Annotated in this window: 12 protein-coding genes; 4 read left to right on the forward strand and 8 right to left on the reverse strand. The window is 47.7% G+C overall.

The genetic code is table 11. The features are described from left to right. The 3 genes from Q0668_RS13540 to Q0668_RS13550 form a co-directional block, all read right to left on the reverse strand. Positions 1–626 (reverse strand): hypothetical protein (locus tag Q0668_RS13540; protein WP_298865546.1); only part of this gene is annotated, 626 nt, incomplete at its 3' end. Then, positions 626–2161, reverse strand: coding sequence for a serine/threonine-protein kinase (locus tag Q0668_RS13545; protein ID WP_298865548.1), 1536 nt, complete (start codon positions 2159–2161; stop codon positions 626–628). The genes Q0668_RS13540 and Q0668_RS13545, both read right to left, overlap by 1 nt. Positions 2162–2190: 29 nt before the next feature. Then, positions 2191–2805 (reverse strand): sigma-70 family RNA polymerase sigma factor, encoded by a 615-nt coding sequence (locus tag Q0668_RS13550; RefSeq protein ID WP_298865551.1) that lies wholly within the window; start codon positions 2803–2805, stop codon positions 2191–2193. Between the two features lie 254 nt (positions 2806–3059). Here Q0668_RS13550 and pcp point away from each other — a divergent pair, with 254 nt between their 5' ends. Both pcp and Q0668_RS13560 read left to right on the forward strand, forming a co-directional pair. Continuing rightward, entirely contained in the window at positions 3060–3728 is a 669-nt protein-coding gene (gene pcp / locus Q0668_RS13555; RefSeq protein ID WP_298865553.1) for a pyroglutamyl-peptidase I, read from the forward strand. Positions 3729–3835: 107 nt separating this feature from the next. Next, positions 3836–4642 (forward strand): hypothetical protein, encoded by an 807-nt coding sequence (locus tag Q0668_RS13560; protein WP_298865555.1) that lies wholly within the window; start codon positions 3836–3838, stop codon positions 4640–4642. A 62-nt stretch (positions 4643–4704) separates the two neighbouring features. Here the strand turns inward: Q0668_RS13560 and Q0668_RS13565 are convergent, their stop codons facing one another. Continuing rightward, positions 4705–5307, reverse strand: coding sequence for a xanthan lyase (locus Q0668_RS13565; protein WP_298865557.1), 603 nt, complete (start codon positions 5305–5307; stop codon positions 4705–4707). A gap of 337 nt (positions 5308–5644) precedes the next feature. Between Q0668_RS13565 and Q0668_RS13570 the strand changes: the two genes are divergently transcribed. After that, positions 5645–7192, forward strand: a complete 1548-nt coding sequence (locus Q0668_RS13570; RefSeq protein ID WP_298865559.1) for a S8 family serine peptidase — start codon at positions 5645–5647, stop codon at positions 7190–7192. On the opposite strand, the gene Q0668_RS13575 is transcribed toward Q0668_RS13570, so the two are convergent. The 4 genes from Q0668_RS13575 to Q0668_RS13590 form a co-directional block, all read right to left on the reverse strand. Then, complete coding sequence (locus Q0668_RS13575) at positions 7193–7534, reverse strand: hypothetical protein (RefSeq protein ID WP_298865561.1); 342 nt, start codon at positions 7532–7534, stop codon at positions 7193–7195. An 811-nt stretch (positions 7535–8345) separates the two neighbouring features. Then, entirely contained in the window at positions 8346–9026 is a 681-nt protein-coding gene (locus tag Q0668_RS13580; protein WP_298865563.1) for a hypothetical protein, read from the reverse strand. A 39-nt stretch (positions 9027–9065) separates the two neighbouring features. Further along, positions 9066–9593: a hypothetical protein gene (locus tag Q0668_RS13585; protein ID WP_298865565.1), complete on the reverse strand. Its 528-nt coding sequence runs from the start codon at positions 9591–9593 to the stop codon at positions 9066–9068. A 90-nt stretch (positions 9594–9683) separates the two neighbouring features. After that, complete coding sequence (locus tag Q0668_RS13590) at positions 9684–10451, reverse strand: hypothetical protein (protein ID WP_298865567.1); 768 nt, start codon at positions 10449–10451, stop codon at positions 9684–9686. Between the two features lie 554 nt (positions 10452–11005). Here Q0668_RS13590 and Q0668_RS13595 point away from each other — a divergent pair. After that, positions 11006–11965, forward strand: a 960-nt coding sequence (locus Q0668_RS13595) for a DNA gyrase subunit A (protein ID WP_298865569.1), incomplete at its 3' end; no start/stop codon positions are given.

The following is an 11965-nucleotide window of genomic DNA, read 5'->3' on the forward strand; positions in this document are numbered from 1 at the left end:
TCAGACTTTGCACTGCGCACTTTCTGGCGAGCTTCGTTCACATTGTTCATAGCTACGTCGAGTGGGATGGGTGGAGAGGGTGAACCGAAACCACCAGCAATATCGAAACCACCACCCCCACCGAAACTCCCATTTGAAAATGAATTGAGCGCAGAGGACGGCATAGTGGCAGTCCGAGAAATCGTACGTTGCTTCGAGAATAATCCTAGTCCGTCAGCTTCATATTTGAAGGACTTCAGTTGCAGGTCGACGAGTTGCTCTTTCGCCGCCGCGCGCTTTTTGAGTGCCGCTGACATCTTCTCACTTCGGGAGGTTAATCTGTCGAGTTCTGCCCGGCGTTGTTCCATATCAGCATTGAAGTACTCGACGAGCGCTGCCTGTATTGCTTTTTTCGTTTGAGATTTCTGCTCCACCGATTTCGCATTCTTGAGTTGTCTGAGGAGCGCGTTAAATGGATTCTGCAAATCCTCATAGAGCTTTTTCGCCATGCCGAACTGTCGTGCGGTCGCAGAAGCTTGCTGCGCAGGGTTTTGTTGCGCATAACTCGTGGTGCTGAACAATACTATGGAAACAACGGCCGCAATTCCAATAGCAGCCACAAACATAAATGATCGTGCTTTCATCATCATTCTTCCTTTGTAGAAGAGGTTGAAGAATCGCGAAGTGTATCGCGTTCAAGTTGGTCTAAACGTGCATTGAATGACGTAGAGTTTTGCCAGAATTGATCGTTCGCCGGTAGTGCAAACCTCGCCGTGTTTGAGGTGGCTTCAAGCTGCTGAAGCCGCTCGGATATTTCTTGTGCCGTCGCCGAATAAACAGCGGACTCTGCGGCAATCACCTGATCTTGCTGAGCCAGTGAAATGTTGTTGACGGGGGCAACAGTCTCCGCGGGTTGTGTCGAATGGTCTCTCGTTCGTTCGGCTTTGGGCGGCAAGAACATCAAAACCGCGACAATGGCAGATACAAGACTGACCATTGCTCCACAGGCAAGAAACGGACGGCGCCGGATGAATCTCCTCAAGCGACTGCGACGGCGTGTTCCGTGTTGTTGCGTTCTCGCAAGCAATTGAATTAGTGACTCCCGGACTTCAACAGCATTTGCAAACCGATGGGACACTTTTTTCTCTAATAGTCGATCGATGATGTCAGACAAGTCGTCAGGAATTTCGCTATTCACCTGCCATACCGGACGATGCCTGTCGTTGCAAACTCGATGCAGCACGCCCATCGCTCGCTCGGCTCGAAACGGTGGTCGGCCCGTGGCCATGAAATAGAGCACCGAGCCGAGACTGAAAAGATCCGTGCGTTGATCAGCTGTGTCGCCGTTGGCCTGCTCGGGTGACATATAGTGTGGTGTGCCGGCGATAATTCCGGTATGCGTGAGGCTGGCATCATCGACGGTCCTCGCCAATCCGAAGTCGGTTAGCAAAATGCGTTCAATGCCTTGCTCCAGCAGAATGTTTGCCGGTTTGACATCGCGATGGATTACACCTTGTTCATGTGCCGCCGCGAGTCCGGATGCCGCCTGGATTCCAATTCGCATGATTTCTTTCGCATCGAGCGGCCCTTCACGGTCAACGCGCGCCTGCAACGACTCACCCGCGACATACTGCATCACAAGAAACGGGTTCTCGTCGTCGGCCTCCACATTATGAATTGCGACAACGTGTTCATGGACCACGGCCGCTGCCGCCCGTGACTCCCTGGCAAAGCGCTGACGCGCCGCCCCACTATGAGCCAGATGTTGAGCCAGCACTTTGATCGCGACCGGACGATTCAACTCTGTATCAAAGGCCTTCAGCACAAGCCCCATACCGCCAGAACCAATCATGCGCTCTATCTCGTATCGCCCCAGACGGCCAAGCATCTCAGGGTGACTTGGGGGATTGAGAAAAGTCAGACTCTCTACTTCACCGTGCAATCCATCGGTACCTTGAAAAGTTGTGCGACTGCTTGACAACTCTTCCCATGGATAATCGCTGAGTAACTCACGAGTTTCCATATCAAGTTGAGTCGGTCCCACAACAGAGTCGAGCCGCATTTGGCACGCTTCACAAATCTCCACGTGTGCTGCCGTCAAGCGGTATTCTTCGCTGTCTTCATCTCCATAGAGCAAAACTTGCAGCTCTGCATCATCAACATGTTTTAGATTACTCGTCACGATCTTTACCTCACGTTGTGTGATGAGAATTATTCTTCGCCATCCTGTTCCAGTTTCTTGATTGCTTCTCGCAATCGACTTCGAATACGACTCCGGGCAATGTGAATTGCACCAACGCTCATTTTGAGTTCCCGCGCGACATCTTCCGTCTCGTGTCCCTCAATGCTTGACAACCAGAACGCTTGCCAGGTACGCTCCTTCACTTGCTCCTGGACCTGCTCCGCCGCCCACCGAAAAACTTCACGTCGATATTCCAAATCAAATAACTCTGATTCTTCCTCTGCACAGACTGGATCAGCTTGCTGTTCCAGCATGTTCGCAATCCTTGAGTCGCCAGTACCAATGGGGCGATACTTTCGTCGTGTCAAATATTTAATCATCAAATTACGCGCAATCCGAAACAGCCAGTCACGAAATCGGCCACGTTCCGGATCAAACTCCCATTGTTCAATGGCTCGCGAAACCGCAACAAGCACTTCCTGCACAATTTCCCGCGCATCCGCATCCTGTAATCCCTTGGTACGAGCCAGTCGATACACCAGCGGCTCGTAAATTGACACAAACCGATCCCACGCCTCGACATCACGTTTGTCTGGCAACCTCAGAATCAAGCTGTTTCGAGTATCAGGGACTGGTGATTCCATGCATTCATTCTCGCTCCTTACCAGTAAATATCCACCACAAACAGAAACCTTTCACGGGGCACGTAAAGAAGCTTTATCGGAATTTGTGATAGAGACGTAAGTTGTTTCCTCGATACTGCTTCGAGTTTACGAATTTCTATTCTTAAATCAAAAACGATTCTCAACCTGTGGTCATTCGAAATGATCTCGGTATGCTAAGTGAGGTGGGTTCTGAATTAAATGCAAGCATTCTACTTTTCTTGAAGTGAAGTATCATGACAAAAGTACTCGTAACCGGATTTGATGCTTTTGGAACGACCCCTGTGAATCCTGCAGGAAGCGTTGCCAGAAAATTGGACAGTGTGACGATCAATGGAGCAACCATTATAGCCAAAATTGTTCCAGCGGCCTTTTTTAAATCCATTGATTTTGTCAAAGCAGCAATCAAGGACATTCAGCCGGACGTGGTGATTATGCTGGGAGAGTACGGCGGTCGCGCCATGATCACAGTGGAACGGATTGCAAATAACTTTAACGATTCTACGCGATATGAGCTTGTAGATAATGAAGGATGCTCTGTTCAAGATCAGCCAACCGATCCTGAAGGCCCCGTTGGATATTATTCGACGTTACCAATTCGCGCGATGGTAAAAGCAATGCGAGTGGCGGGAGTACCTGCTGATATTTCAGACACGCCGGGGTCCTTTGTTTGTAATCATTTGATGTATGGTATTCTGCACCACATTGCGACGGCAAATCTCGATATTCGTGCCGGTTGGATTCACCTGCCGCATCTTCCCAGTGTCGCCGCTTTGGAATCTCATCTTGGTGCGCCAAGTATGTCTGAGGAAACTGCAGTTGCAGGTCTCACAGCAAGCATTGAGGCGATTCTGGAACATGCAGAAGACATTCATGATCCAATTCAATCGGTGTGGCAAATATAGATTGCGAAGATTCAGGCCAATCTTATACTAGTTATGGATGATTTTAGATACTGTCAAGTAACGAGGAAATCAACCTCCCTTTTCTCATGATTCAGAAAGCATTTCTCATGAAAGCATTCCAAGTCCTCTGTCTCACTGTCGCAATTTATCTACTGACACTAATTCAACCATTACATGCCACTAACAATTATTTTCTACCCGGCGATGCCTTCTTCCATTCAATACTCACCTTGGAATCGATTCAGGAACGGGCAAAAGAACCTGAAGAAGTCTATGGATATCGCTTCGTTTGTGAACCAGCTTTCTGTGGCTACGCGGGCTATTCCAAGCTCAAGCTAGACAAGCAAAACAAGGAGTTAGCAAAAAACATTCACAAAGCGTATTTTCAAATCCGAGAGTCGATTTCGCTCAAGCTGCAGCGCAAGACTTATAAAACAGCTCCGCTCACCAATTCAGACAAGTCAGCATGGAAGCCAGAAAATTTCGAAGAGACCAATGGCCTTAGCCTCTTCTTTTACAATGAAGACTATGACTGGAAACGTCGAAAGATCGCAGTTAAATACAATGAAGACTGGCTCGGTGATCTCAAAACATTTGGCTTTGGAGGCGGCAGATACTGTGAATTCGTCAGCACAGCCGATGCTGTAGTCGCCTCTTGGGCGCTCGGAAAATACATTCAGCCTTTAAACGTACAGCTTCCTGATACCCCAATCGAAAAATACAAGACTGTTAATACCCCTATGCTGCCCAAAGGAAAATTAAAAGCCCTAATCCTGTTTGACAGAAACTACAAACAGTATTTCGATATGAGGAATAACAAAGGTTTACTTCAAGTCACCAATAAAGGAATCAACTACTACATTGTCCATCGAAAAGAATGGAAGCTCTACAAGGATGTCTACGGTGAAGAATAAAAGAGCTGAAAAAGCGATAGCACTGGCCTCTTTCATTTTCAACTTCTGAAAAATTTGATTACTCAATCGCCAACAAACAAAAACTGAACTGCGTCGGCGATCACATATTTTCCGTCTGTGCCCTCATTGGAAATTTTGACCCAGCCTGATTTCCCTGCTTTGAATCGAAAGACTCCCAGTGTGCGGAACAGTTTTTGATGTTCGGGAATTTTCTGCTGGTTGATGCGAATGGTTTTTTCCCCCTCTGCATGATGAATGGTGATCGGCGTATTTGTGGATCGGCGGATGTTGTAACAATGCGAGAGCCGCACTTCGTAACGCCCCGATTTGGGAATCGCAGGCGTATAGATTACCGCTTTGTCCCCTTTCCCTTTCTTCTGATCATGCAGATAGCCGAGCCCCACATAAGGGGGTGTATGGGTCGAATACTGCCAGGTCCCGATTAATTGGGCCTCCGTTTCATCGACCACGATCCCCTTCAACTTTCCAGGATCAGCAACGACGAATGGCACCAACTCCAGCTTATCAACTTCACCAGGTGGATGTGTGTTGGCAACGGCATCCGGGTGCGGCTTGCGTGGAGCCGCTGGTTCCGTTGCTGTCAATCTTTCCGGCACCACCATTAGTAAAGCTACAGTGATCACTGCCAGTTGAATGTGTGCCATGAAACCTGATTCCTGTAATTGCATCAATCTGAATCTCCCTTCCCACGCGATTGGAAATGGATCTCTTTCCTACATCATAGCAAGGTAACCAGAAGTGTCGATTGTACCATTGAACAAAAAAATGCCGTTGAGAGATTGGAATCAATCATCAATTGCTGGTTCATTCCAATCAAGAGTTGTTACAAAAATTTTATATAATATCACTGCCGATAAATATTTTTGTATATTTATTCGACACCAGCATGTATACTCTACACGGCATTGGTCCTCTTTAGAAAACAGCGTGTGCTGAGAACGAAATTAATTCTCGTACCCGTCATCCAGGAGACCATCAGCCATGGCTAAAAAGAAAGCAAAAAGTACCGGAAAAAAGCGACGAACCACCAAATCAACAAAAGCCACACGTCCTGCCAGGAAGAAAGCGTCAAAGCCAGCAAAGAAGTCAGCCTATTCGTCAACCGACAACAAGCTCAGTGTTGAGATTACGTTGGCACCACCTGCAGGCAGCAATATTCTAACTCCTTTTTCATCGATTGTACGTCCAACTGCCCGGAATGCTTCGCAATTCCATGCTGATTCTTCACAGATAGATCGGGCTCTGGGCGCCCTGACCAAGCTGGGATTTGATGTTCTGGCAGTATCATCAACATCCATTTCTGTGGAATGCACCTCGCAACAATTTACGGAAGTATTCGGAACACAACTTGAATCTTCCAAGATGGACACCTCCACACAAGCAACTGCCTCGGCAGAAACTTTTCTTGCTCCCGCTAAAGATGCGGTCTGGGCACCACCAATTGTACTGGAAGGTCTGGTTGAGCGCGCCTATATTCAGCCACCTTTTCTTTATTTTGAAAACCCGTTTCCTCCAAGTGTTGACTACCATCATATTCGTGTACCAGGGGACCTGGCGTTCTTGACGAATGCCGCCAGAGTTCATCGTGAAGGCATTACAGGGAAAGGTGTCCGTGTAGCAATGATTGACAGTGGATTTTATATCCAACACCCCTACTACGAAGGCATGGGCTACAATATGTCAAGAATGTTAGGTCCGGGGGCAAGTAATGTGGAACATGACGAGAATGGACATGGCACGGCTGAGGCTGCCAATATTCTGGCCATTGCTCCCGACATCACGTTCATCGGAGTGAAAACTGGTAACAGTCTAGCCGCTTCTTTCAAAAAAACCGTTGAACTCAACCCTGATATTATCTCGATTAGTCTCGGGTGGGACTTACGCGGTGCAGATGGATTGCCATTACCAAGTCTTCCCGGTTTTTTGTCTTCGCTTGAAACGGAAATTGCTGATGCAGTTGCATCAGGAATCACAGTCTGCATCTCGTCGGGAAATGGACACATCGGATTTCCCGGTATGCATCCCGATATTGTATCAGCGGGCGGTGCTTATTTAGACGAAAATATGGCTGTGCAGGCGTCAGATTATTCGAGCGCTTTCAAGAGTGCGATCTACCCCGGACGCAACGTACCGGACCTGTCTGGTCTGGTCGGATTAAAACCACATGCAGACTATATTATGTTGCCTTTAGAACCGGGCTGCTCTATTGACAGTGATGGATCTGCCCATGATGGCACAAACAACAATGATGGCTGGGCCGTGATCAGTGGAACGTCAGCAGCAGCACCACAACTTGCGGGTGTTTGCGCGCTGCTCAAACAACAGAACCCGGGATTAACACCAAGTGATATAAGAGGGGTACTCAAGCTCACAGCGCGAGATGTCCAGGCGGGGCATGCAAACGAAGTATCGAACCCTGTCAAAATTGGAGGCGTGCTGCAGCATAAAGAAATTTTCGCATCGAGCGGCCCTGATGGTGCCACCGGACACGGTCTTGTTGATGCGTTTGCAGCCTGGAAACAGGTCTAACTAAAACAGAGAGGGAGGGATTTGAATTTCGATCGACTTCACTTCCTGCGACAGCTGCTCGGGGATTGATGGGGCTTGGTCTGTTGTGAAAGCATCACTGGACACAGGACCAAAATCGATTCCCGGGCTGTCTGATTGAGAACTCCTTTTGACGGAACACTTAAAAGTGCTTTCGAATTGATTTGGCGTACATTCAATGGAAATGGAGCGTTGTCCACTGGCAACAATATCAATACCCAACTGACTCAAAGTATTGCTGGCTTTCTCTCGGGCAATCTCCAAGTCGTTATCTCGGAGGTCCATTAGCAAGACTTCAGCAGAAATTTTTTCGGGTTGATTCATTGGATCAATGTCCTTCTAGTGAATGAGCTGTATATCACGCCTGTCAGTCAAACAGAACATGTTGACTGGAAATTTTGATGACTATTCACAGATGCACGTGTATTATTTCCCTGGATCAAGCAATCGTCAAGGTGTTCTCCTTGTCATTCCTGACAGCATTGATGGGAAAGATGATGATAATGGTCTAGATCTTTGAAAAGATTGGTCCGCATGAAATTTGGGGTTGTTGAAGAGAGCAGGATGCTGTTTGAGCATTCACACTTTTCAGAACAAACTCAACCAACAGATTCAGTCAATGCATAAACCAAACATGACCCCGATCGCGCAACTTTACAGTCCGTTCATTTTAGACTCCAGATTCTACCACAAAAATCGCGAAAGACACGAAATGTTATTTTGAGGTAACGTTTCCCTGGTTCACTTTTTGTTGTTTTTATCGATCTGATCGCTGCTACTGAGCGTTTTGGAACCAGTGGCAGTTATTCACCTCTTCTACCGGGAGTGAATCAAGCTTGCACAAAACTGGTAAACAGTGTCCTGCAAATCACAGGTAGAGAAGTCTTCACCGTCAAAAGAAAACTTCCTTGCGCGCGACGCACAGGGAATAGTTTCTTCAGAGGCGCGGCGATATCAAGGCGTAAAAAAATCCCTGAAGACAGGGATTTTGTACGATTCAAACAGGCTTGTGTTTGTCAATCGGGGTCAGTGATTTTTGTGAAACCCACTTTTATCAGAGTCACCCCAGACGATCCCTCATGGGGTGACTCAATATCGTCCATTGTGTTGCTCGTATTAAATCACGAAACCAACATTATCTTTGGAAGGAGGCCTGATTCAATTTGGAAGGAGCCGGTGGTACCGGTGGGTTGGCATTCTGTTTTACTGGTGCCGCCTCTGGTTGAGGTGTACCCTGATTTCCATTTGAATAATAAACGGGGCCACCCGCGTGGTGTCCTCGACAGTGTTTACAACCATGCCCTCTACAGGAGTTGCAATTGCGCGTGTGATACATGCTTGGATCTGGTGCTGGTGGCAGCATGCCTCTTCGAGGTTGCCAGGTTGGCACGCTCTGGTAATAGAAACCGAGCTGTGTGGTATCGGTGGGCATATAAATCTGCTGGTAATTGGCAGCTCCGGTAGGACCACGTTGACCCATATATTGATTCGAATAATATCGCTGATATTGCACGGGAGTTCTTTGAATCATCTGCGCAGAAGGGGGACACCATGCCGGACCGTGCGATTTATGTTTTCGCAAAAAGGCCCGACCTTCCCGCGTACCATAGTATCGATAACTACCGCCACCATCATAGCGACCTGAAGATCCGGGAGGACAATAGTATTCACCACCCCCGTCAGTCTCGTGCTCCACTTGCTCAATGCCTGTCTGGCTTGCGGGAGTTCTATCGTCAGCGCTTACCTTCGAGACAGAGCCAGCCATGAAGCCAGTCACTGCCAGAATTGCAAGCAATTGCATATTTAAGATTCTCATAACAATCTTCCTGGACCCGATTGAGGATAATATTTTAGATTATTGAACGATGCGCGTTACCGGAGTCAGGCGGCTTGAAGGAATGCCCCAACTATAGTTGTAGGTATGATGCACATTCGGAGCCAGCGGAACGGCAACTGGAACTCCATAACCTTGTGCGCCATAAAGCTGCCCATCTCGTTTATCAAACTGATAAGGATCAACGGCATAGGTAATGTTGTATCGTCCAAGAGGAGCAACACCCTTTGCCTTATGCTTATGCTTCCAGCGGAACTTATCGAGTAATGAACCACGCCTTCCGATCCCCGCAGAACGTACATTTGACCCTGAACGACAATGAGGACATGCACCGCCTGCATAGGAAGCACGATCTGAATAGGAATGAACGTGGTTTTGTTTACATCCACATTTCTTTTGGAAGTATCCCACTTGATTAATGGGAGCGCCGGCTCGCTGGCTGGAACTCAAGCTATCGGGTTCACCCGCTTGCAGGTCTTGTACTGACAGGACTGTGATGATCCCTGCCACAGCAATGAAACCCGCTAATTTATAACTAAAATTGTGCATGTTATTATTTCCTGATCGTATCTCTGAGCCACCTGGTTCAGTGTGATAAACGTATTCTGATTAAGATTACTTTTTTATACTCAGGCTCTCTTACCGAATCCGGGGAGGAATGAAACTGGGGAAGAGTCCGAAACTTGTTTTATATTTAACATTAACTTTCGTCCCTTCCAGCTTCCAACGTTCATGTGAACGCATTCCGAAAGGAGTCCAGATCCAGCCACCTTTTACGTTGTAATAGTAAGGACCATACATCGCGTTGTACTCATGGGCGTACAACATTTCCTGAGGAGCTAACGCCTGGTTGGTAATGACGGTTCGTCCCACATAATCGGGAATACCCGGTTTGGGAGAAGGATACATGGGCGCTCCCAGTTGCGGATATCCTGGCAGCACATTCATGCCAGCAGCTGATGGCATCGGCTGACCTGCTTTGTAATTTTTGTGATGTTTGTGACCGTGTGAGTAGCTGATAGGCCGTGCCTGTTGTGCGTTCTCAAAACGTGCAGGCGTGGAGGTAATGATTCTTGGCTGGTTACTAACTTGCTGAATATAACTACCGGCATGTGTGCGACGACCGAGTTTGGGGCGTTTGGCAAACGAGCTCTTTTTAGTAATTCGAGATTCGTTTTCTTGCTCATGGCTGACTTGCTGCACGCTGGCAGGCTTGGGCGTCGACCTCGAAAACTTCTGCTTGAACCAACTCACCGGGTTATACTTTGATGTTTTTGAGCGGCTTTCCTGTTGGACAACGGCGTTGTTGACAGTACCTGTTTCAGCAGCTTTTAAAGCCGGTGCCATCAGTAAAAACGCTGGTAACAAACTGGTAAGCAGGGTTACCTTCAGACTCGAATGAGCCATAACAATCCCTCCCTGGATTTTATTGTGGTTTATCCACCAATGAGACTGTTCCAAAGGGTCATCCAACCCCCGTCAGTCAACTTTGTAATGTTCAATTGTCTTTTTTTGAACCTTTGACGGTTCACGAATGAGGGCAAGCCTCTTCACAAAGACCGCAGCAAAACTTGAAATAATCAAAATTCCACTTTTCAGATCTCTGGTCAATTTTGTATCTTTCAGTCGCCAGAATGTGACCCACCCAAAATGAAGGCCACTAGTCCAAATTTCGGCTGGCAGGAATCATCGGAATGAGTCATTTTGTAACTACAATGACGATTCGTCCTATTTTCCCGAATTATTGTCTATTTAACGGGTTACGAGCGGCGTTATCTGTTAAATAACCGATCCAACAGCTACAATCCATAATGTTTATACAAACCGTCAATTCAACATATTTTTCTTAAGCTACCATGCGGGATAACCCGAAAAATGAAGGAGAGTGATTCCATTGAATAGCAATTCATGGAGATCCTTCCCTCATTTTCAGACCGCGTAATAGAGTTTTGGAGAGAGTCTTGGCTAAACGAAAATCAGCCAATCAAGGCAAAGCCGGCAGCAAGAATGGACGAGCCGGCAGTGAAACAGATCGTATCGAGTATGTCCCCATCAGTGAGGTCACTCGCAGACGATACCTCAATTACGCCATGTCAGTAATCACATCTCGGGCATTACCGGACGTGCGTGACGGGCTGAAACCGGTTCAACGCCGTATTTTATATGTGATGTATCACGATCTGCATTTGGTGGCGAATGCGAAGCCACGTAAGTGTGCTAAAATTTGTGGTGATACCACGGGAAATTACCATCCGCACGGCGATGCCTCCGTCTATGACGCTCTTGTAAGGCTTGCACAGGACTTTAACCTGAGAAGTCCTCTCATTAACGGACAAGGGAATTTCGGCTCCATCATGGGCCTTCCCGCCGCTGCAGCCCGTTATACAGAAGCACGTCTCACTGGTATCGCAGAACATCTGATGAATGAGCTGCGTTATCAAACGGTCGAAATGCGGCCCAATTATGATGGAACGCGAAATGAGCCCGTGGTGCTGCCTGCACGGTTTCCCAACCTGCTCGTCAATGGGGTTCATGGAATCGCCGTCGGTATGGCAACGAGTATCCCCCCCCATAATCTGGGCGAAGTCATCAAAGCCTGTACTTATCTGATTCACAATAAAGGTGCGAGTGTCGCACAGTTAATGAAATTTATCAAAGGGCCGGACTTCCCACTCGGCGGCCGAATTGTGACTGATAAACGGTCTCTGACAACCGTTTATAAAGAAGGCCGCGGCCCCGTTAAAGTCAGAGGAGAATGGAAACCTGAATCGGAGAGAGCATCAAAGGGGATCCGACGCCTGATCATTCATTCCGTCCCTTATGGAGTGGAAACCGGATCGCTGCTCTCAGAAATTGGGGCCCTGGTTGAAACGCGAAAACTCCCACAACTTGTTGATGTGGCCGATGAAACAAACGAGCAA

It is taken from the genome of uncultured Gimesia sp. (genome assembly GCF_937910335.1).
Lineage (GTDB): Bacteria > Planctomycetota > Planctomycetia > Planctomycetales > Planctomycetaceae > Gimesia.